Annotated in this window: 19 protein-coding genes; 9 read left to right on the top strand and 10 right to left on the bottom strand. The window is 72.2% G+C overall.

Features of this window, described 5'->3' with window-relative positions:
• Positions 1 to 20 precede the first annotated feature (20 nt).
• The gene (locus tag O7616_RS03835) at positions 21 to 1,520 is read left to right on the top strand and encodes a serine/threonine-protein kinase (protein ID WP_282305639.1); all 1,500 of its coding nucleotides are present in this window, start codon (positions 21 to 23) and stop codon (positions 1,518 to 1,520) included.
• Here O7616_RS03835 and O7616_RS03830 read toward each other — a convergent pair.
• Entirely contained in the window at positions 1,504 to 1,848 is a 345-nt protein-coding gene (locus O7616_RS03830) for a hypothetical protein (protein ID WP_282305638.1), read from the bottom strand. The genes O7616_RS03835 and O7616_RS03830 overlap by 17 nt on opposite strands.
• A gap of 168 nt (positions 1,849 to 2,016) precedes the next feature.
• Between O7616_RS03830 and O7616_RS03825 the strand changes: the two genes are divergently transcribed.
• Entirely contained in the window at positions 2,017 to 2,958 is a 942-nt protein-coding gene (locus O7616_RS03825) for a transporter substrate-binding domain-containing protein (protein WP_282263981.1), read from the top strand.
• A complete protein-coding gene (locus O7616_RS03820) occupies positions 2,955 to 4,139 on the top strand; it encodes a hypothetical protein (protein WP_282305637.1) in 1,185 nt (394 codons plus the stop codon). Before O7616_RS03825 ends, O7616_RS03820 begins: the two co-directional genes overlap by 4 nt.
• A 19-nt stretch (positions 4,140 to 4,158) precedes the next feature.
• Here the strand turns inward: O7616_RS03820 and O7616_RS03815 are convergent, their stop codons facing one another.
• From O7616_RS03815 to O7616_RS03775, 9 genes are all read right to left on the bottom strand, one after another.
• Positions 4,159 to 5,349: an acyl-CoA dehydrogenase gene (locus O7616_RS03815; RefSeq protein WP_282305636.1), complete on the bottom strand. Its 1,191-nt coding sequence runs from the start codon at positions 5,347 to 5,349 to the stop codon at positions 4,159 to 4,161.
• The gene (locus O7616_RS03810; protein WP_282305635.1) at positions 5,346 to 7,334 is read right to left on the bottom strand and encodes a biotin carboxylase N-terminal domain-containing protein; all 1,989 of its coding nucleotides are present in this window, start codon (positions 7,332 to 7,334) and stop codon (positions 5,346 to 5,348) included. The genes O7616_RS03815 and O7616_RS03810 overlap by 4 nt, the downstream gene beginning before the upstream one ends.
• A gap of 11 nt (positions 7,335 to 7,345) precedes the next feature.
• A complete protein-coding gene (locus tag O7616_RS03805) occupies positions 7,346 to 8,947 on the bottom strand; it encodes a carboxyl transferase domain-containing protein (RefSeq protein ID WP_282305634.1) in 1,602 nt (533 codons plus the stop codon).
• Positions 8,948 to 9,002: 55 nt separating this feature from the next.
• Positions 9,003 to 10,199, bottom strand: coding sequence for an acyl-CoA dehydrogenase family protein (locus O7616_RS03800; RefSeq protein ID WP_282305633.1), 1,197 nt, complete (start codon positions 10,197 to 10,199; stop codon positions 9,003 to 9,005).
• Positions 10,196 to 11,890 (bottom strand): acyclic terpene utilization AtuA family protein, encoded by a 1,695-nt coding sequence (locus tag O7616_RS03795; protein WP_282305631.1) that lies wholly within the window; start codon positions 11,888 to 11,890, stop codon positions 10,196 to 10,198. The genes O7616_RS03800 and O7616_RS03795 overlap by 4 nt, the downstream gene beginning before the upstream one ends.
• Positions 11,887 to 12,684 carry a TIGR03084 family metal-binding protein gene (locus O7616_RS03790; RefSeq protein ID WP_282305629.1) on the bottom strand — a complete coding sequence of 266 codons (798 nt, stop codon included), beginning with the start codon at positions 12,682 to 12,684 and terminating at the stop codon, positions 11,887 to 11,889. Before O7616_RS03790 ends, O7616_RS03795 begins: the two co-directional genes overlap by 4 nt.
• A gap of 37 nt (positions 12,685 to 12,721) precedes the next feature.
• On the bottom strand, positions 12,722 to 13,327 hold the full coding sequence (locus tag O7616_RS03785; protein WP_282305628.1) for a TetR/AcrR family transcriptional regulator: 606 nt from the start codon (positions 13,325 to 13,327) through the stop codon (positions 12,722 to 12,724).
• 568 nt (positions 13,328 to 13,895) lie between these two features.
• Positions 13,896 to 14,639 (bottom strand): metallophosphoesterase family protein, encoded by a 744-nt coding sequence (locus tag O7616_RS03780; protein ID WP_282305627.1) that lies wholly within the window; start codon positions 14,637 to 14,639, stop codon positions 13,896 to 13,898.
• Positions 14,640 to 14,749: 110 nt separating this feature from the next.
• Positions 14,750 to 15,427: a Crp/Fnr family transcriptional regulator gene (locus tag O7616_RS03775; protein ID WP_007466162.1), complete on the bottom strand. Its 678-nt coding sequence runs from the start codon at positions 15,425 to 15,427 to the stop codon at positions 14,750 to 14,752.
• Between the two features lie 144 nt (positions 15,428 to 15,571).
• Between O7616_RS03775 and O7616_RS03770 the strand changes: the two genes are divergently transcribed.
• The 6 genes from O7616_RS03770 to O7616_RS03745 all read left to right on the top strand — a co-directional run bounded on the left by O7616_RS03770 (position 15,572) and on the right by O7616_RS03745 (position 20,925).
• A complete protein-coding gene (locus tag O7616_RS03770; RefSeq protein WP_282305626.1) occupies positions 15,572 to 16,234 on the top strand; it encodes an adenosylcobinamide amidohydrolase in 663 nt (220 codons plus the stop codon).
• Positions 16,235 to 16,290: 56 nt separating this feature from the next.
• Positions 16,291 to 17,472, top strand: a complete 1,182-nt coding sequence (locus tag O7616_RS03765; RefSeq protein ID WP_282305625.1) for a CapA family protein — start codon at positions 16,291 to 16,293, stop codon at positions 17,470 to 17,472.
• A gap of 41 nt (positions 17,473 to 17,513) precedes the next feature.
• Positions 17,514 to 18,302, top strand: a complete 789-nt coding sequence (gene nth / locus O7616_RS03760) for an endonuclease III (protein WP_348773852.1) — start codon at positions 17,514 to 17,516, stop codon at positions 18,300 to 18,302.
• Positions 18,299 to 18,994 (top strand): redoxin domain-containing protein, encoded by a 696-nt coding sequence (locus tag O7616_RS03755; protein ID WP_282305624.1) that lies wholly within the window; start codon positions 18,299 to 18,301, stop codon positions 18,992 to 18,994. The genes nth and O7616_RS03755 overlap by 4 nt, the downstream gene beginning before the upstream one ends.
• Entirely contained in the window at positions 18,991 to 19,683 is a 693-nt protein-coding gene (locus tag O7616_RS03750) for a CoA pyrophosphatase (protein ID WP_282305623.1), read from the top strand. The genes O7616_RS03755 and O7616_RS03750 overlap by 4 nt, the downstream gene beginning before the upstream one ends.
• 63 nt (positions 19,684 to 19,746) lie before the next feature.
• Positions 19,747 to 20,925: a MarP family serine protease gene (locus O7616_RS03745; RefSeq protein ID WP_282264001.1), complete on the top strand. Its 1,179-nt coding sequence runs from the start codon at positions 19,747 to 19,749 to the stop codon at positions 20,923 to 20,925.
• Position 20,926 lies beyond the last annotated feature (1 nt).

Genomic DNA, 20,926 nt, shown 5'->3' with positions numbered 1-20,926 from the left:
GGGTTGGGTATTTTCGAGCGGTGACGGACACCCCGAGAGGCGGCTTGCCGGTTCCGATCGTGCCCGGCCTGACCGATTTGCGGGTTTTTGCCCGTGGTGGTTACGCGACCGTCTACCAGGCCACCCAGATCTCGGTGGGTCGTGAGGTCGCCGTCAAGGTGGAGAACCGGACGCTGGACAGCGAGCGGGATCAGGCCCGCTTCCTGCGCGAGGCGCGGGCGGCCGGCCGGATGTCGTCGCACCCCCACGTGGTCGACCTCTTCGACGTCGGGGTCACCGTCGACCAGCACCCCTACCTGATCATGGAACTCTGCGACGGCTCGTACGCCGAACGGATGCGTACCTCACCGCTGGGCCCGGTGGAGGCCCGTGACCTCGGCATGAAGATCGCCGACGCGTTGGCGCACTCGCACGCGGCCGGGGTGCTGCACCGCGACGTCAAGCCCGCCAACATCCTCTACTCGCACTTCAACTCGGCGGTGCTCGCGGACTTCGGGCTGGCGGTGCTCGCCGAGCACCGCGACGCCTCGGTCACGCTGGAGGTCCTCACCCCGGCGTACGCGCCACCGGAGATGTTCAGCCACAGCCCGCCGTCACCGGCCGTCGACGTGTACGCGCTCTGTGCCACCCTCTACGCGGTGATGCACGGCCGACCGCCCCGCTGGCAGTCCGAGCGCAACCCGAGCCTGGTGACCGTGCTGGAGATGTTCAACCAGCCGCTCCCCGCCCTCCCCGGGGTGCCGGACGAGCTGATCGAGGTCCTGCGCCTCGGCATGGCCAACGACCCCGCCGAGCGTCCCTCCGCCGTGGAGTTGCACGACCTCCTCGCGAACCTGCCCCTCGGGCCGCCGTCGGCACCCGTCAGCGGCGCCCCGGTCAGTGGCGGCGCGGCCCTCTCCGGCTCGTACGCGGTCACTCGGCCGGTGCCCCGCCCGGCCATCGAGGACACCCAGCAGGCGGTGCCCAGCGGTCGGCGCTGGCGGCGCTGGTTCCTCGGCGGCGCGGGCGTGCTCGCGCTCGCCGCCTCGGCCACCGCCGGGGCCTGGGTCGCCGACCGGGCGGCGGTGCCCACCCCGAGCCCGTCGGTCACCCAGGTCGCCGCACCGGCGACCGGCCCCCTGCCCGGCTGCGCCACCGGCTCCGGTGCGCCGACCGCCCTGCCCGAGGGCGCCCGCTGCCTGCCCGAGCTGGAGTGCTTCGGCCCGGTACGGATCCGCGGCAACCGCGCGGAGGCGGCCCGGCTGCCCTGCGCCGGCCGGCACACCTGGGAGACGTACGCCGAGGGCATCCTGCCGGTGTCGCTGGTCGGTGCCGACTACGACGAGGTGATCGCCGCCGCCCCGGTGCAGCAGGTGTGCAGCGCCGCGACGTTCCGGTTGACCACCGGGATCGCCGAGCCGAGCGGCTGGCACCTGGAGGTGCTACCGCCGGTCGACGGCAGCGTCGACCGGTCGTACCGGTGTCTGGCCGGTCGGGGCGTGGACGCGCTCGCCGCGCCCACACTCACCGGCCGCCGCTGAGCCCGTTCGTTCCGCGTCGCCGGTCACGCACCGCACGCAACGCGTCCCGGCTGTCGAGGGCGTCGAGGGTGTCCGCGTCGATCCCGTAGGGCATCAACTCGGGCGGCCCGACGGCCGCCGAACGGTCCACCGGCTCCGGGGCGTCGCCCTGCCGGGCGGCGGAGACGGCGACCCCGGCCACCATGATCAGCAGGACGCAGAGTAGTGCCAGGGCCACGCCGAGGAGATCCTGGCGACGCCAGATGAGCAGCATGACCAGCGGCGCGAGGGCTCCCAGCGCCGCGAGCACCGCCACCGTCCGCGCATCGGGTCTGGGCAATCGGCTCACCCGTCCAGCATGTCGTGGCGAGCCCGACTGTCAACCGCAGAGCCGACCGCCGCGCCGATCGACATCGATCGGCCGGTCGGTCCGACATGGCCGCTCGGCGTCCACACGCAATGGACAAGAGCCGCTACTCTCGGTGTCCCGCAGGCTCTTCCAGCAGCGAGGTCGCTCATGAACTCAGGCAGGTCGCAGTCCCGGCTCCGCTCGGTCGCGTCGACGCTGGCCGTCGCCCTCACCCTCGTCCTGGCCGCCGCCGCCGGCTGTGACAGCCGGCAGGAGCCCGACCTGCCCTCGGTGCAGGAGAAGATGCGCGAGACGCACATCTACGGCCAATCCAAGCTGCGCATCGGTGTCGCCACGAACGAGCCGTTGATGGGCGACCTGCGAAACGGCCTGCACGTCGGCTTCGACGTCGAGATCGCCAAGTACATCGCCGCCTCCCTGGGCTACGAAGGGGACCAACGGCTGGAGTTCGTGTCGGTGGCCACCGAGGACCGGATCCCCTCGCTCCAAGGGGGCACCGTCGACCTCGTGGTCTCCAGCTTCTCCATGACCGAGGAACGGAAGAAGCTGGTCAGCTTCGCCGGGCCGTACTTCGTCACCACCCAGGAGGTGATGGTGCCGGTACGCCTCAAGGACAGCATCCGCACCATCGAGGATCTGCGCGACCCGGCCTACAAGGTCTGCACCAGCGGTGGCTCCACCACCGAGGCCGAGCTGGAGAAACACCAGGTCAAGACGTTCGTGGTGAAGGACGTCGGCGACTGCGTCGACGGCATCCGCAAGGGCCGCTACGACGCGGTCAGCTCCGACGAGTCGATCCTCGCCGGTTTCCTGGCCAGCTACCCGAAGGAATTCGAGATCGTCGACATGCCGTTCGGCACCAGCGAGTTGCTGGGCATCGGCGTGCCGATCGGGGATCCCGCGCTGCGGGACCTCGTCGCGTTCTTCCTGCAGAAGAGTTACGAACAGGGGCGCGACGGCGAGGCCAGTCCCTGGCAGACCGCGTACAACCGGACCCTGGGCCCGTGGTTGAAGGCCGAGAAACGCCAGCCGCAACCGCTGGAGGTGCCGAAGCTCGTCGACTTCGACGACAAGGCGCCCGCGAAGTGAGCGCGGCGACCACCGCCGCCGGCGACGGCCCGGTCCCACCGCCCCGCACATCCGTGCCGGACGACGCCGCCGCGCCGACCACCGACGGTCCGGTACCCGCGGCTGGTGGGGCGGCCACCGTCGGTTGGCCGGCCGGTGTGCCGGTCGCCGAACCGGCCCAGCCGGTCGTCGCCGAGGTCGAGCCCGGGCGGGTTCGATGGGACCCGGCCGAGCGGCGGGCCCGCGCCAGCCAGTCGTTCTGGACGGCCGTGGTGGGCGTACCAGCGATCTTCTCGGTGCTCCGCCTCGGTGTGGAGGCCGGCGGCGAACTCCAGACCACGCTGTTGCTGGTCGCGAACGTCGGGCCGGTCAACCTACTCGCCGGGTTCCTGACCACGGCGGCCCGGCTGCTCTCGACCGGCCTCGTCGCCGTGTTCGCGCTCGGCGCGGTGCTGGCCGTCAGCGCCGACCGGCTACCACCGGGCACCCGTCGTCGTCCGCTCTTCGCCCGCTGGGCCGACATCACCCCGGCCTGGGTGGTCCTGGCGAGCTTCCTGCTCGCCCTGATCACCTGGCCGCTGCTCTACCTTCCGTTGCTGCTGCCGGCGTTCGTGGCCGCGTTCCAACTCCGCCCCGCGCGCCTGCACGAGCGGGTGCTGCCCCGGCTGCTGATCATCATCGCGCTGCTCGCCGGGTACGGCTGGCTGATGCTGCCCACGCTGCGCGACGCGATGCGTCAAGGCGACGAGTGGCTGGTGCTGGCCCTCATCGTGGTGCCTCCGCTGCTGGCCCTGATCATCGCCGGGCCCCTGCCGGGCGTGGTGATCCGGCCCCTGGCGTCGGTGACCGAGGTGGCGGTGCTGGCCACGCTGGTCTGGGCCGCGGTGCCGGTGATCAGCACGCCGGTGTTGCCGTTGACGGTCACCACGGTGGGCCCGGAGAGCGGCCCGACCGAGGACGTACGCGGGCACGTGGTCACCACCGACGACGTCAACATGGTGATCCTTCAGGAGCGGGGCGGTGTCCGGTACGTTCCGGTCGACCTGGTGCGCGCGCAGGTGCTCTGCCCGAGCGAGGAGGAGCTGCCCCGGCACCAGCTGCGCATCCACGACTTCCACGTCGAGGACTCCCTGCTGGAGGGCATGGGCCGACGGGTCCGCCCGGTCCACCGCATCGACGCCGCCTGCCGCACCGCGCCCTGACCACACCGACGCCGACGGCTCAGTAGGACTTCTCCTGGCCCAGCACGTGCTGGGCCACGAAGTTGAGGATCATCTCCCGACTGACCGGGGCGATCCGACCGGCCCGTACCGCGCCGAGCAGTGTCGCCACCCCGTACTCGGTGGTCATGCCGGCCCCGCCGAGCACCTGGACGGCGGTGTCCACGGCGAGCGCGGCGGCCTCCCCGGCCGCGTACTTGGCCATGTTGCCGGACACCCCGGCCTCCAGGTCGCGGCCCGCGTCGTAGAGGGTGGCCGCCTTCTGGATCATGAGGCGGGCCAGCTCCACCTGCACCGCGGCATGGGCGAGCGGGTGTGACACGCCCTGGTGGGAGCCGATGCTCCGGCCACCCCAGACCTTCCGGGTGGCGGTGTACTCGCTGGCCCGTTCGATGGCGTACCGGCCGGTGCCGGCACCCATCGCCGCCACCGTGATCCGCTCCGGGTTGAGCCCGGCGAAGAGCGCCGGCAGCCCGGCGTCCAGCGACTCACCGAGCAGCGCGTCGGCGGGCACCCGCACGTCGTCCAGGTAGAGCAGGAACTGGTTCTCCGGGGAGACGATCTCCATGTCCAGCTTGGACCTGGTCAACCCGGCCGCGTCGGTGGGCACCAGGAAGAGCGCCGGCTTCAGTCTCTGCGGAGACGTGTCCCCTGAGCCGGCTGGGCCGTCACCGACGGCGACGCGGGCCACCACCAGCACGTGACCGGCCTCGTCGACACCGGAGATGTAGCACTTGCGGCCGTTGAGCAGCCAACCGTCACCGTCGCGGCGGGCGACAGTGCCGAGCCGGTGGAAGTTGGAACCGGCCTCCGGCTCGGTGATCGCGAACACGATTTTCTGAGAGCCGTCCGCGAGACCGGGCAGGTGCCGTTTGCGCTGCTCCTCGGTGCCGTGCCGGGTCAGCACCGTCGCCGCGATGGCGGGGGAGACCACCAGCAGCAGCAGCGGGCAGCCGGCCGCCGCCAGCTCCTCGCAGACGATCGCCAGCTCGGTGATACCGCCGCCCCCACCGCCGTACTCGGTGGGGATGTTGACCCCCAGGTAGCCGAGCCGGCCGGCCTCGGCCCAGAGTTCGGTGGTGTGCTCGCCGGCCTTCGCCTTCTCGACGAAGTAACCGTGGCCGTAGCGGCGGCCCAACGCCCGCACGGCGTCGCGTAGCTGGTCCTGCTCGGGGGTGAGGTCGAAGGTCATCGGGGGTCCTCCTCGGTGGTGACCACAGCCAGCACGGCGCCCGTCCGGACCTGACCGCCGACGGGCACCGGAAGCTCGGCGACCACACCGTCGGTCGGGGCGAGCACGGGATGTTCCAGCTTCATCGCTTCCAGCGTGAGCAGTGGTTCGCCGGCCGCGACCCGCTGGCCGACCTGGACGTGCACCCGGGTCACCGCGCCGGGCAGCGGCGCGAGCAGCGACCCGGCCGCCACCTCCGCGGTGGGCGGTGGGAGGCGCGGCAGCTCGGTCAGGCTCGCCGCCCCGTCCGGGCCGTCCACGAAGACCGTCGACCCCACGAGGTGTACGCGGTACGCGCGCCGAACCCCGTCGACGTCGAGCACCACCCGATCCGCTGTCGCCTCGACGAGTGCCACAGTGGCGCCGGCGGTCGACGGGTCGGTGGACCATTCGGCGAGGCCACCCGTCCGGTCCAGCCGGTAGCGGACCTCGATCTCGCCGTCCGGCCCGCCGAACCGGGTGACCTGCGGGACGGCCGGCACGTTGCGCCACCCCGACGGCAGCCCGCCGAGCACCCCGGACGTGGCGCGACGGCCGGCGGCCGAGGCGAGCGCCGCCGCGAGGGCGGTGACCGGGAGCTGGTCGGCGGGGAGCAGCGGCGCGAAGACCTCCGGGTGCCGGTCGAGGAAGCCGGTGTCGATCTCGCCGGCCGCGAACTCGGGGCTGCGCAGCACCCGGACCAGCAGATCGCGGTTGGTGGCCACCCCGTGCAGCTCGGCCCGGGCCAGCGCGCCCGCCAACGCCCGGGCAGCTTCCGACCGGGTCGGTGCCACGGCGATCACCTTGGCGAGCAGCGAGTCGTAGTGCACGCCCACCACCGAGCCGGCCACCACACCGGAGTCGAGCCGCAGGCCCGCCCGTTGGAACCAGCCGAACTCGCGGAGCACCCCGGGCACGTCGAAGCGGTGCAGGGTGCCGGTGGCCGGTCGCCAACCCTGCGCCGGCTCCTCGGCGCACAGCCGCACCTCGATCGCGTAGCCGCGGTTGGCGGGGTAGTGGTGGTGTGCGGGCAGCGGCTCGCCCTCGGCCACCAGCAACTGCAACCGGACCAGGTCCAGCCCGCCCGGGGTGACCAGTTCGGTGACCGGGTGCTCCACCTGGAGTCGGGTGTTCATCTCGAGGAAGAAGAACTCGCCGCTCGGTGCCAGCAGGAACTCGATGGTGCCGGCCCCCACGTAGCCGACCGCCAGTCCGGCAGCCATGGCCGTCTCGTACAGCCGGTCATGCAGCCCCGGTGGGAGGTCCCCCGGTGCCTCCTCGATGATCTTCTGGTGTCGGCGCTGGATCGAACACTCCCGGGCGCCGAGCACGTTCACCGTTCCGTGCGTGTCGCCGAAGATCTGCACCTCGACGTGTCGGCCGCGTTCGACGTACCGCTCGATGAAGACCGTGCCGTCGCCGAACGCCGCAGCCGCCTCGCGACGCGCGGACGCGACGGCCTCGGCCAGCTCCTCGGCGTCCCGGACGATCCGCATGCCCCGCCCACCGCCACCGGCGGACGCCTTCACCAGCACCGGGAAGTCGGTGACCTCGGCGACGTCGGTCCAGCTCGGCAGCATCGGCACACCCGCGTCGGCGAGCAGCGACTTCGCGGCCAGCTTGTCGCCCATCGCGGCGATCACCTTGGCCGGTGGGCCGACCCAGGTCAGCCCGGCATCGGTCACCGCCGCCGCGAACTCGGCGTTCTCGGCGAGGAACCCGTAACCGGGGTGGACCGCGTCCGCGCCGGTGCGCCGGGCCGCGTCCAGGATCAGGTCGACCCGCAGGTACGTCTCGGCCGGAGTGTTCCCGGGCAGCCGGACCGCCAGATCGGCCTCGGCGACGAACGGTGCCGACGCGTCCGCGTCCGAGTGCACGGCGACCGTCTCCACACCCAGCGCCCGACAGGTGGCGAAGACCCGACGCGCGATCTCCCCCCGGTTGGCGACGAGCAAGCGTTCGATCATCGATTGACCCCTCACATCCGGAAGATGCCGTAGCCGTCGGCACCCTTGACGGGTCCGCTGTGGATCGCCGAGAGGCAGAGCCCGAGGACGGTCCGGGTGTCCCTGGGGTCGATCACCCCGTCGTCGTAGAGCCGGCCGGACAGGAACAACGCGCCGGACTGCGACTCGATCTGCTGCTCGACCATCATCCGCATCGCCGCGTCGGACTCCTCGTCGTAGTCGCGCCCCCGGGCGGCGGCCGCCTGCCGGGCCACGATGGAGAGCACCCCGGCGAGCTGCGCCGGGCCCATCACCGCCGACTTCGCGTTCGGCCAGGTGAACAGGAACCTCGGCTCGTACGCGCGGCCACACATGCCGTAGTTGCCGGCCCCGTACGAGGCGCCCAGGTTGACCGTCAGGTGGGGCACCGTCGAGTTGGACACCGCATTGATCATCAGCGCGCCGTGTTTGATGATGCCGCGCTGCTCGTACTCGGTGCCGACCATGTAGCCGGTGGTGTTCTGCAGGAAGATCAACGGAGTGTCGGAGGCGTTCGCGAGCTGGATGAACTGGGCCGCCTTCTGCGCCTCCTCGCTGAACAGCACCCCACGGGCGTTGGCCAGCACGCCCACCGGGTAGCCGTGCAGCTCGCCCCAGCCGGTGACCAACGCGCCCCCGTACGCCGGTTTGAACTCGTCGAACTCACTGCCGTCGAGGATCCGGGCCAGCACCTCACGCGGGTCGAACGGCACCTTCAGATCGGCGCTGGTGATGCCGAGCAGTTCCTCCGGGTCGTACTTCGGCGGCTGCGGCACCGCCGTACGCGGCGACGGACCCTGCTTGCGCCAGTTCAGTCGGCGTACGCACTGCCGGGCCAGCCGGATGCCGTCCCGCTCGTCCTCAGCGAGATGGTCGGCCAGCCCGGACGTGCCGGCGTGCATCTCCGCGCCACCCAACGACTCGTCGTCGGTCACCTCGCCGGTCGCCATCCTCACCAGCGGCGGCCCGGCCAGGTAGACCTGCGACCGGTCCCGAATCATGATCACGTGATCGGACATCCCCGGCACGTACGCGCCACCGGCCGTGGCGTTGCCGAAGACCACGCTGACCGTGGGGATACCCGCCGCCGAGAGCCGGGTCAGGTCACGGAACACCCGGCCACCGGGGATGAAGATCTCCGCCTGGGTGGGCAGGTCCGCCCCGGCCGACTCGACCAGGTTGACCATCGGCAGCCGGTTGGCCAGCGCGATCTCACCGGCCCGCCGGGTCTTGGCGAGCGACCACGGGTTGACCGCGCCGCCGCGTACCGTCGGGTCGTTCGCGACGATCAGGCACTCCACGCCCTCGACCACCCCGATCCCGGTCACCACGCTGGCCCCGACCGGGAAGTCCGTGCCGAACGCGGCGACCGGCGACAACTCCAGGAACGGGCTGTCCGCGTCCACCAGCAACTCGATGCGTTCCCGGGGCAGCAACTTGCCGCGCGCGTGGTGCCGGGACACGTACTTCTCGCCGCCGCCCGCCCGAGCCTGGTCCAGAGCGGCGTCCAGTTCGGCCAGCCGCTCCAGCAGGGCAGCCCGGTTCGCCGCGTACCCGGGCGCCGTCGGGTCGATCGCGCTGTCCAGGATGCTCACAGTGCCTCCTTCGTTCGCGACTGCGGGGCTCGCAAGATCGGCTCACTCCTCGCGCTCACAGCCCTATGCCCTTCGCGATGATCTCGTTCATGATCTCGGTGGTGCCGCCGCCGATGCCGAGGATCCGCGCGTCGCGGTAGTGCCGCTCCACCTCCGCGTCGCGCAGGTAACCGAAGCCGCCGTGCAGTTGCAACGCCTGGTCGACGACGTGATCACAGGCCGCCACCGCCACGTTCTTCGCCATCGCCACCTCGGTCACCACCGGCTCGCCGACGGCGACCCGGTCGGCCACCTCGTGCACGTACGACCGGGCGGCCTCGGCCCGCGTGTGCATCTCGGCCAATCGGTGTCGGATCAACTGCCGGCTGGCCAGTGGACGCCCGAAGGTCTCCCGGTCCCGACACCAGCGCACCGCCAGCTCGACGCAGCGCTGCGCGGTCGCGTACGCCTGGGTGGCCAGCGACAACCGCTCCGCGGCGAAGTGCTGCATGATCGCCAGGAAGCCGGTGTTCTCCGCCCCGATCCGGTTCGTCACCGGCACCCGGACGTCGACGAACGACAGCTCGGCCGTGTCCGAGCAGTGCCAGCCCAACTTCTCCAACCGGCGTCCCACGGTGAACCCGGGCAGCCCCTTGTCGATGACCAGCAGGGTCAGCTCGCCGCTGCCGGGAAAGTCGGTGCAGACCGCGGTGGTCACGAAGTCGGCCCGGTGCCCGCTGGTGATGTACGTCTTCGACCCGTTCACCACGTAGTGGTCGCCGTCCCGGCGGGCCGTGGTGCGGATGCCGGCCACGTCGGAACCGCCGTCCGGTTCGGTGATGGCCAGCGCGCCGATCATCGTGCCGGCCAGGGTCGGCCGGACGTACCGCTCGATCAGGCCGTCGTCACCCGGGGACGTGGCGCCGCCGAGCCGGCCGCCCAGCGACCCTCCGGTGTGGGCGCCGGCCGCCGCGACCATGTGCGGCAACGCGATGCCGTGCGTGAACAGGGCCGCCACCAGCCCGGACGAGCCACCCGAGCGGATCAGCTCCTCGGTCACGATGATCGAGTCGAGCAAGTCACCGCCACTGCCGCCGACCGACTCGGGGAAGCCGATGCCGAGCAGTCCGAGCTTCGCGGCGGTGGCGTGCAGCGCCCGGGGCACCTCACCGGCCCGCTCCCAGTCGTCCAGGTGCGGCACCACCTCGCGGGTCACGAAGGCCCGGGTCAGCTCCCGCAGTTGCCGCCGCTCCGGCGTGTCCACGATGCTCATCGGGCCGCCCCGGTAGTCGCGGTCGCTGCGGTCGGCACGTCGGCCGGTAGGTCGACGATCCGGGCGCGCAGCAGCTCACCCAGCGCCTTGGCCTGCGGATCGAACCGAGTGGACGCGGCCACCCCCGCACCGAGCAGGCCCTCGATCACGAAGTTGACCGCGCGCAGGTTCGGCAACTCGTAACGCCGCACCGACAGCGGCGCGGTCTCCGGCAGCAACTCGGCCAGGCGCGCCACGGTCAACCAGCCGCGCAGCCACGCGTACGCGGCGTCGTTGCGCGCCCAGACGCCCAGGTTGACATCCCCGCCCTTGTCCCCGGAGCGCGCGCCCACCAGCTCGCCGAGGACCCCCCGCCGGGTCGGGCCGTCGGCCGTCACGTCCCCGCCCGCTGTCGTCTCGTCCTCCGTCGTGGGAGCGGTACGGCTCGGCGGGGCGATCGACATGCGCTCGCCGCCGGGCAGCACCGCGACGTGAGCCACCGCCTCCTGTGGGACCTCGTCGGCGGTGAAGACGCCGTACGGTGTCGCGTCGCCGGGCAGTGTGGTCAGCGTGCAGCCCGGGTACGAGGCCAGGGCCAGCTCCACCGCGGCGGCCGAGAAGGCCCGCCCGGCTCGCGCCTTGTCGCCGTGGCGCAGGTGTACGTGCAGCAGAGCGCTGGCCGACTCGGTGTCGGCGGCGTCCGGATGGTCGGTCCGGGCCAGCGTGAACTCCAAACCGTCCGCGCCGACCGCCTCCTCGACCTGCCCGCGTACCAGCGCCGCCTTCGCCTCGACGTCGAGGCCGCAGAGGACGAACGTCATCGAGTTGCGGAAGCCGCCGAGGTTGTTCACGCCCACCTTCAGGGTGGGCGGCGGCGGGGTGCCCCGGACGCCGGAGACCCGGACCCGATCCGGCCCGTCCGGGCTCAGCGCCACCGTGTCCAGTCGGGTGACCACGTCCGGCCCCAGGTACCCGGGCCCGCCGATCTCGTAGAGCAGTTGCGCGGTGACCGTCTCCACGGTGACCGCGCCACCGGTGCCGGCGTGCTTGGTGAGCACCGTCGAGCCGTCGGCGTGCACCTCGGCGACCGGGAACCCGGGCCGGTGCCCGCCGTCGGGCAGTTCGGTGAAGAAGCTGAAGTTCCCTCCGGTGACCTGCGCGCCGCATTCGAGGAGGTGCCCCGCGACTGTCGCCCCGGCCAACCGGTCGAGATCGTCGCGGCTCCACCCGTACCGGGCGATGGCCGGGCCGACCACCAGCGACGCGTCGGTGACCCGGCCGGTGACCACCACGTCCGCGCCGCCGTCGAGGCACGCGGCGATCCCGAACGCGCCCAGGTAGGCGTTCGCGCTCAACGCGTCCGCCCGTTGGATCGTGTCGCCCTCGACGTACCCCACCTTCGCGGGCAGGCCCAGCCGGGTGGCGAGGGCGTCGACGGCGGCGGCCAGGCCGGCCGGGTTCAACCCGCCGGCGTTGGTCACGATCCGCACCCCACGGTCCAGGGCGGTGCCGAGGCAGGTCTCCAGTTGGCGCAGGAACGTCTTCGCGTAGCCCAGATCGGGGTCGCGCAGCCGGTCCCGGGCGAGGATCAGCATGGTCAACTCGGCCAGGTAGTCACCGGTCAGCACGTCCAGTTCGCCGCCGTCGAGCATCTCCCGCCAGGCGGTGAACCGATCGCCGTAGAAGCCCGAGGCGTTGCCGATGCGGATCACGCTCGTACCCCGTCTCCGCCGGCCGGCTCACGGCCGACGCCCGGCGGCCCGGCGAACGCCTGTGCCACGTCGAGCCACTCGTCGGCGACCGGGCCGGTGGCGACCAGGGCGAGGTCCGCGCGGTGTCGGCGCTGGGTCACCAGCAGGCAGAAGTCCCGAGCCGGGCCGGCCAACCGGTCGGCGGCGTCCGCCGGGCCCCAACTCCACGTGTCGCCGCCGGGCCCGACCAACTCGACCCGGACCGGCGTCGTCGGTGCCGTCCGGCCGTGGGCGGCGAAGCCGTGCCCGAGGGTACGCACACCGAGGTGCGCGACGTGCCGGAGCCGGTCGCTGTCGGGGCGGACGACGCCGAGTGCGTCCGCCACGTCCGCACCGTGTGCCCAGGTCTCCATGATCCGCGCGGTGGCCATCGAGGTGGCCGACATCCGGGTGCCGTACCAGGGCAGCTTCTCACCGGCCGGGACGGCGACCAGTGCGTCGGCCAACGCCGCCCGACCCTTCCGCCAGCGGTCGAGCAGTTCCACCGGCGGGGCGAGGAATTCCTCGGCGCCCGCGTCGACGAGGCGCGTCGCGTCCGGAGCGGTCGTTACCGTCGCGTAGAACGCCTCGGCATCGGTGGCGGCCAGCAGCGCCACGTGGTCGGTCCAGGCGAGGTGGGCGATCTGGTGGGCGACGCTCCAGCCGGGCGCGGGGGTGGGTCGGGCCCAGTCGGCGACCGGCAGCGGAGCCACCAGGGCGTCCAGCTGGGCGGACTCGGCGGCCAGATCCGCGAGCAGGTCGGTGAGGTCGACCATGGTGCCTCCGGTCGGTGGTGGCCGGTGCGGCCGGCGGTCAGGGCGTGAGCAGGGTGGCGAGCTGGCGCTTCCAGGTGGCCAACAGAGCGGTACGACGGGCGGAGTCGTCATTGAGCAGGTTCGCCACTCCGAGCCCCCGCAGCAGGTCGAGGGTGGCCTGCACGGCCTCGCGGACGCCGGGTCGACGTTCGTCGACGCCGAGCAGGGCGACGGTGAGTCGGTGCATCTCCCGGCCGACCGTCGCCTCCAGCGGCACCAGGGCGTCCCGGAGTTCCCGGTCGGTGCGGGCGGCGACCCAGAGTTCGAGAGCGGCCACGAACAGCGGCCCGGTGAACGCCACGCCGAGCAGGTCGATCACCCGGTCGAGGCGCTGTGGACCGGCCGGCATCGCCTCGGCCTCGGTGCGCAACTCGGCGGCCCGCCGCTCGGCGAGATGCGCGACGGCGGCCGTCACCAGCGCGGCCTTCGTCGGGTAGTGGTGTAGCTGGGCACCCCGCGAGACACCGGCCCGGGCGGCGACGACAGTCGTCGTGGTGCCGGACCAACCGTGCTCGATCAGGCAGTCGACTGTCGCCTCCAGCAACCGGGCCTGGGTGGCGCGGCTGCGTTCCTGCTGAGGGACTCGCGTCGATGTGGGAGACACGCGAACAGCCTGCTGGCAAAGAAACAAACAGTCAAGACTGACTTTTTCTAACCCTCGCTGCCGACCCGGTCAAGCTCGCGGGAGGAGCCGACGGTCGACGTGGGCGGTCGGCCGGTGGGCGGTCGGTCGGTGGGCGATGGGCGGTGGGCGGTCAGGGTGGGTGAGTGAGTGAGTGAGTGGGCGACGGTATGTCGGCTCGCTTTGGAGCTGATAACACAAACGAGTCACCTGCCGGTCGATCGGCCGGCAAGCTAATGGCCCCGGGCCGGTCGGTCGCTTCCGGCGGCCACCTGCGCCGATCGCTTCCGGCGGCCATATGAGCCGATCACTTCCGGCGGCCATATGAGCCGATCACTTCTGTTGATGGTTACCTGCGGTCTCCTCCGCTGGTCGCTTGCGCCGATGTCGTAAACGATTCAGCTCCAAAGGCACGCTGCCCCAGGTCGCCAGCACTGCTGAGGTCGGCGTCGCGGGGACCGGGGACAGCCGACGCGCGGAGAGCCGGGGCGCGGAGAGTCGGCGCGCGGAGAGTCGGCGCGCGGGCAGTCGGCGCGCGGGCAGCCGCGGGTCAGCGACCGTCCCGGGGGCCGAAGACGGCCAGCGCGTCGGCGTCGCTGTGCTGGGAGCGCAGGTACTCGTCGGCCCAGACCGCCGCGTCCGGGAAGGTCGACTCCGCCGCCACCCGGGCGCACGCCGCGTCCACGTCGAAGGCGGTGCGACGCAGCTGGACGCCCGGCCCGAGCAGTGCCCACCACGCGCCCGCGCCCCCGTACGGCATACCGATGCTTCCCGGGTTGACCACCAGGCGTCGGTCCACCAGTCGGGTGAAGGGCATGTGCGTGTGGCCGCAGACCACAGTCGTGATCTCGGCCGGGAGGTCGGCGAACACCTCGGCCCAGCGCGTCATCCGGGAGTCGACGAGCACCACCTCCTCGTCGTCCCGAGGGGTGGCGTGACAGAACAACGTCGGCCCGAGCCCGTCGATCGCGAACGTCGCCGTCGCCGGCAGGGTCGCGAGACGCGCCACCTGGTCGTCGCGGAGCTGCCCGGCGGCCCAGTTCGACACCTCGATCGACGCGGGCTTCCCGGCTCGTGCCTCGACCAGTTCGCGGTCGGCGTTGCCGCCCACCCAGCAGGCGCGGTCACCGAGGTCGGCGAGCACGTCCAGCACCTCGACCGGCTGCGGGCCGGCCGCGATGTCGCCGGTCAACACGATCAGGTCGGCGGCGGCGACGTCCGGTTCGGCGAGCACGGCCTCCAGCGCGGGGAGTACGCCGTGGATGTCGGAGAGCACCGCAACCCTGTTCACCATGGCCCCCACCCTGACCGCTCCGGCCACGCCGAACCAGTCTTTCTGCGCCCGGCAGACGAACCGTCCCCGCCTACCGTCGGTGACGGGAGACGGGGACGGGACGTATCAGGTCAGACGCGGGCGCGACGGGCCAGGCGCTCCGGGTCCAGGATGATGATGCTCTTGCCGTCCAGCCGAAGCCACCCGCGTGAGGCGAAGTCGGCCAGCGCCTTGTTGACCGTCTCCCGGGAGGCGCCGACGAGCTGGGCGATCTCCTCCTGGGTGAGGTCGTGGGTCACCCGCAGGACGCCGCCGTCGCGAGTGCCGAACCGGCCGGCCATCTGGAGCAGGTTCTTGGCGACCCGACCCGGCACGTCCGTGAAGATCAGGTCGGCGAGCGAGTCGTTGGTCCGACGCAGCCTCCGGGCGAGCACCCGGAGCAACTGCTCGGCGATCTCCGGACGGTTGTTCAGCCACGGCCGCAGTGCCTGCTTGCGCAGCCGCACCAGGCGGGTGTCGGTCACCGCGGTAGCGGTCGCCGTACGCGGACCAGGGTCGAAGAGCGACAGCTCACCCACCATGTCCGACGGCCCCATCACCGCGATCAGGTTCTGCCGGCCGTCCGCCGCGCGGCGACCAACCTTGATCTTCCCGGACAGCAGGATATAGAGACTGTCGCCGGGCTCGCCCTCATTGAAGACGATCTCGCCCTTGCGGACCTCGATCGTCTCCATCTCCTTGGCGAGCGCCTCGGCAGCTTCCGGGTCGACACCCTGGAAGATCCCGCTGCGGGCCAGTACCTCGTCCATCGCGCACCTCCGGTTGCGCGTGCCGTCCGTCGGCCCGGGGTCGCCGTCCGCTGATCCCCTCGCGCGCCGCCAAGTCTAGGCGCACATGAGCATGAATCAGAGGTCGCCCCTGGAATCTTGATCGGTGGGCGTAACCTGCCCGACGTGCTGAGCGAGCCGACTCTGACCAGCCGCGCCGAGGACGGGCGGGACATCCCACTGCTCTTCTGGCGCGCCGCCGCACCCCTGCGGACCGTCAGCAGCGGTCCGCTGGGCGGTGGCATCGGGGTCCGGCGCTGGGTGCTGAACGCGACCGTACCCATGTCGTACGACCGTGGTGACCCCGCCGCGCACCTGGCGGCGCTCGCCGCCGACCTGGCCCTCGACGGACCCGGGGTCGGCCTGCTCACCGGGGTGCACGTCGGCGAGGTGGTCGCGCGAACCGACACCGGGGTCCGGGCCTGGGCGACGGTCGGGCTCGGCACGCCGGTGCCCGCGGCCGCGCCCACGCCGGCCGGGCTCGCCCAGCGGGTCGGCACGGTCAACATCGTGGTGTACGTGCCGGCCCGGCTCGCCGACTCGGCGCTCGTCAACGCGGTGGCCACCGCGACCGAGGCGAAGACCCAGGCGATCAGCGAGCTGGGACTCCCCGGGACCGGCACCCCGACCGACGCGGTCACCGTGCTCTGCCCGGTGGACGGCCCGGAGGCGGCGTACGGGGGGCCGCGCTCCAGTTGGGGTGCCCCGCTGGCCCGAGCGGTGCACGCGGCGGTGCTCGCCGGAGGCTCTCGGGCGGTAGTGCCCTGGTCAGAGCAGCTCAGCGACTGAAGATTCGACCGATCGGCTGTCGTCGGCGCGTTTATGGCCCGGTAGGGTCGCGGGCGATGTATGCTCCCGCCCCTCTCGCGTCCTCCCGCCCGCGTCGCCGCGTCGCTCTCGGCCTCGCCGCGCTCCTGGCCGCCCTGCTGGTCGCCGGCTGCTCCGACGCGGGTGGCGAGGCTCCGGTCTGGCAGCCCGGTGCCGGCGGCGGTGGCACCGGCGCTCCGGTGGCCACCGCCGAACCGGGCGCCACCGGGTCCGCGGCCTCCGGTGCGGGCGGCGCGATCTCGCTCTCCGCCACCGGCGACATCATCATGGGCAACGCACCGAGCCGGCTGCCCGCCGGCGGCGGGAAGGGCTTCTTCACCTCGGTCACCGAGGCGCTCAAGGCCGACCTGGTGATGGGCAACCTTGAGGAGCCGTTGACGGTGGACACCGGCACCGGCAAGTGCGGGGCCGACTCCACCCGTTGCTTCCAGTTCCGCGCCCCGCCGGAGTACGCCGCGCACCTCCGCGACGCCGGTTTCGACGTGCTCAACCAGGCCAACAACCACGGGTACGACTACGGGCCGAAGGGCTACCAGAACACCCAGAAGGCGTTGGAGAAGTACGACCTGAAGCACACCGGCGCCCCGGACCAGATCACCGTCGTCGACGTCAAGGGCGTGAACGTGGCGATCGCCGGCTTTTCGTCGTACGTCTGGTCCAACAGCCTGGTCGACATCGCCAAGGCGAAGACGGTCGTCGCCAAGGCCGCCACCATGGCCGACCTGGTCGTGGTGCAGGTGCACATGGGCGGTGAGGGAGCGGAGAAGACCCGGGTGAAGCCGGGCACCGAGATGTTCCTGGGCGAGAACCGGGGCGACCCGGTCAAGTTCTCCCACGCCATGATCGACGCCGGCGCCGACCTGATCGTCGGGCACGGGCCGCACGTGCTGCGCGGGATGGAGTTCTACCAGGGCCGTCTGATCGCGTACAGCCTGGGCAACTTCGCCGGCGGCGGGAACTCCCTGAACAACGACGGACGCCTCGGATGGGGCGGGGTGCTGAAGGTGTCGCTGAAGCCGGACGGCAGTTGGGCCGGCGGCTCGTTCACCTCGACGTACATGAACGACGCCGGCAAGCCGACGATGGACTCGAACAAACGGGGCCTGGGCCTGGTCACCGAATTGAGCCGTACGGACTTCCCGAAGGGCGGCGCCCGGTTCGACGGGCAGGGCAAGATCTCGCCGCCGACCGCCGGTTGACCCCGTCGGGAACGTCCGGGGCGCGACGTAGGCTGACCGTCGTGACCAGTAGTCCTCCCGCCGCCAGCGAGACCGACCTCGGGCGCACACGTCGTGCCCGCAAGATCGGCCGGGTGCTGACCGAGACACACCCCGACGCACATTGTGAGCTGGACCACTCCAATCCCCTGGAGTTGGCCGTCGCCACCATCCTCTCCGCGCAGTGCACGGACAAGAAGGTCAACGAGGTCACCCCCAAGCTCTTCGCCCGCTACCCGAGCGCCGCCGCCTACGCCGGCGCCGACCGGGGCGAGATGGAGGAGCTGATCCGGCCCACCGGCTTCTACCGCAACAAGACCGACTCCTTGCTCAAACTCGGTCAGGCCCTCGTCGACAGGTACGACGGGCAGGTCCCCGGTCGGCTCGTCGACCTGGTGACGTTGCCCGGCATCGGCCGCAAGACCGCCAACGTCATCCTCGGCAACGCCTTCGACGTCCCGGGCATCACCGTCGACACGCACTTCCAGCGGCTGGTGCACAGGTGGCGGCTGACCACCGAGACCGACCCGGTGAAGATCGAGCACGCGGTCGGGGCGCTGTACCCCAAGCGCGACTGGACCATGCTGTCGCACCGGATCATCTTCCACGGGCGACGGGTCTGCCACGCCCGCAAGCCGGCCTGTGGGGCGTGCACGCTCGCGAAGCTCTGCCCCTCGTACGGCACCGGGCCGACCGAGCCGGCCGCCGCCGCCAAGCTGCTCAAGGGTCCCCGGGCACGCGACCTCGCGGTGGCCGCCGGGGTCGACCCGGATCTGGTGCCCGCCCAGGCGGTCGCCGCGGAGGTGCCGTGAACCGCCGCCTCGCCCTGCTCGTCGTGCCGCTGCTGCTGGCCGCCGCGGGCTGCACCAGCGGCCCCGCCGACGAGGAGCCGGCCCCCCGACCCGCCGCCGCCGAGCGACCGTCACCGTTTCGGGACTGCGCCACGCTGGGCACGGCGCCCACGGCCGCGGCCCCCGGTTCCGGCACGGTGGCCCCCGGTTCCGGCACGGCGGCCCCCGGTTCCGGCACGGCGACCCTCGGCACGTCCGGTTCCGGCACGGCGGCCCCCGGCTCCGGGGCGCAGGCGCTGCCGGAGCTGACGCTGTCCTGCTTCACCGGCGGGGCTCCGATCGCGCTCCGGTCCGTCGCCGGGCCGGCGGTGATCAACGTCTGGGCGTCCTGGTGTCCGCCGTGCCGCAAGGAGCTACCCGCCTTCCAGCGGCTCAGCGAGCGGGCCGCCGGTCGGCTCCAGGTCGTCGGGGTCAACAGTCGGGACAGCCGCAGCGGCGCGCAGTCCATCGGTGAGGACTTCGGCGTCCGGTTCCCGATCCTGGTGGACCAGGGCGAGGCGTTGCAAAGGGAGCTGCAGCGCAACGCCATCCCGCTGACCCTCTTCGTCGACGCCGACGGCCGGATCCGGCACGTCGACGCCACCGGCGCGCTCGACGACGCCCAGCTCGTCAAGCTGGTCCGCCAGCACCTCGGCCTGACGGTGCCCGCGTGACCCGTCGACCACCGGAATGGATCGACCCGCTGCTGACCCGGCTGGGCACCGCCCGCGCCGAGGACTTCACCCGGTTGACCACCCCGGCCGAGGGTGGCCGGGAGAGCGCCGTGCTGGTGCTGCTCGGTGAGCAGCCCGACACCGGCCCCGACGTGCTGGTCCTGCAACGGGCCGCCACCCTGCGTACCCACGCCGGTCAGCCGGCCTTCCCCGGAGGTGCGGCCGACCCGGAGGACGCCGACGTGCGCGCCACCGCGCTGCGCGAGGCGAACGAGGAGGTCGGCCTCGACCCGGCCAGCGTGACAGTGCTCGCCGAGCTGCCGAAACTGTGGATCCCGGTCAGCGACTTCGTGGTCACCCCGGTGCTGGCCTGGTGGCACGACCCGCACCCGGTGTACCCCTGCGAGCCGGCCGAGGTGGCCCACGTCGCCCGGTTGCCGGTCAGCGAGCTGGTCGACCCGGCCAACCGGATGCGGGTCCGCCACCCGAGCGGCTGGATCGGCCCGGCGTTCTCGGCACGCGGGATGCTCGTCTGGGGCTTCACCGCCGGGGTGCTGGCCACCCTGTTGGAGATGGGCGGTTGGGCGCGTCCGTGGCCGCGGGACCGGGTGGTCGACCTGCCGCCGAGCGGGGCCACCCCGGCGCCGTCGGCGGGCACCGACCAGGCTGACGAGACAGCCCTACGTTGACCGCACGGTCACCTTCGGCAAGCGATGGTCATCTGGCGGGCGCACTGCCCGTACGCTTGACCCGTGTCCGTCGTGGATCTCGTCCTGCTGCTGCTCATGCTCGTGTTCGCGATCAGCGGATACCGCCAGGGTTTCGTCATCGGCATCACCTCGCTGTCCGGCTTCTTCCTCGGTCTGCTGCTGGGCCTCCAGCTCGGGCCGCTGTTCGCCAGACAGTTCGTGGACGCCGGCACCCGTGTGCTGATCTCGCTCGTGGCGATCTTCGGGCTGGCCGTGGTCGGGCAGGCGCTCGCCGGATGGCTCGGCTCGCACCTGCGTAAGACGATCACCAGCGACGTGGGCAAGCGGATCGACGACGTGGGTGGGGCACTGGTCTCGTTGCTCGCGGTGCTGCTGCTCGCCTGGCTGGTCGCGGTGCCGCTCGGCTCGTCCTCGGTGCCCTGGCTCGCCGCGTCGGTACGCAACAGCGCGTTGATCACCGTGGTCAACCGGATCGTGCCGGAACAGGCCCACCGGTTGTCCACCGCGCTGGAGGACACCGTCGACACCGACGGGTTCCCGGACGTCTTCGGTGACCTCGCGCCCACCCGGGCCCGGCAGGTCGACCCGCCCGACCCGGCGCTGGCGGGCTCGCAGGTGGTGGTCAACGGCCAACGGTCGGTCGTCAAGGTGCTCGGCTCGGCGCCCGGCTGCTCGCGCCGCATCGAGGGCTCCGGCTTCGTGTACGCCGACGACCGGGTGATGACGAACGCGCACGTCGTGGCCGGCACCCGCTCGGTCGCCGTGGAGTTGGGCGGTGAACGGTACGACGGCAAGGTGGTGGTCTACGACCCGGACCGGGACCTGGCGGTGCTGCTGGTGCCCGGGCTGCCCGGTCCGTCCCTGCGGTTCGCCGCCGGCAACGCGGGCAGCGGCTCGGACGCCATCGTGCTGGGCTTCCCACTGGACGGCCCCTACAACGCGCAGTCGGCGCGGATCCGCGACGTCGACAAGATCAAGGGGCCGGACATCTACTCCTCCGGTGACGTCACGCGGGAGATCTACACCATCCGGGCGCTGGTGCGCAGCGGCAACTCCGGCGGTCCGCTGCTGTCCGCCAACGGCCTCGTGCTCGGCGTGATCTTCGCGGCTGCTGCCGACGACCCGAACACCGGTTTCGCGGTGACCGCGGCCGAGGCGCGCCCGGTGGCGTTGGCCGGCGCCGAACGCAACCGGCAGGTGGCCACCGGCGAGTGCACCTGAG

The sequence above is a fragment of the Micromonospora sp. WMMD964 genome, assembly GCF_029581455.1.
Lineage (GTDB): Bacteria > Actinomycetota > Actinomycetes > Mycobacteriales > Micromonosporaceae > Micromonospora.
Note: the sequence above shows the minus strand (reverse complement) of the source record. Positions and strands in the feature narration are given on the sequence as shown.

Excerpts from the sequence above, each read along its gene's own strand:
- O7616_RS03825 (WP_282263981.1), top strand. The coding sequence starts at position 2,017 with ATGAACTCAGGCAGGTCGCAGTCCCGGCTCCGCTCGGTCGCGTCGACG.
- O7616_RS03815 (WP_282305636.1), bottom strand. The coding sequence starts at position 5,349 with ATGACCTTCGACCTCACCCCCGAGCAGGACCAGCTACGCGACGCCGTG.
- O7616_RS03810 (WP_282305635.1), bottom strand. The coding sequence starts at position 7,334 with ATGATCGAACGCTTGCTCGTCGCCAACCGGGGGGAGATCGCGCGTCGG.
- O7616_RS03800 (WP_282305633.1), bottom strand. The coding sequence starts at position 10,199 with ATGAGCATCGTGGACACGCCGGAGCGGCGGCAACTGCGGGAGCTGACC.
- O7616_RS03790 (WP_282305629.1), bottom strand. The coding sequence starts at position 12,684 with ATGGTCGACCTCACCGACCTGCTCGCGGATCTGGCCGCCGAGTCCGCC.
- O7616_RS03780 (WP_282305627.1), bottom strand. The coding sequence starts at position 14,639 with ATGGTGAACAGGGTTGCGGTGCTCTCCGACATCCACGGCGTACTCCCC.
- O7616_RS03775 (WP_007466162.1), bottom strand. The coding sequence starts at position 15,427 with ATGGACGAGGTACTGGCCCGCAGCGGGATCTTCCAGGGTGTCGACCCG.
- O7616_RS03765 (WP_282305625.1), top strand. The coding sequence starts at position 16,291 with ATGTATGCTCCCGCCCCTCTCGCGTCCTCCCGCCCGCGTCGCCGCGTC.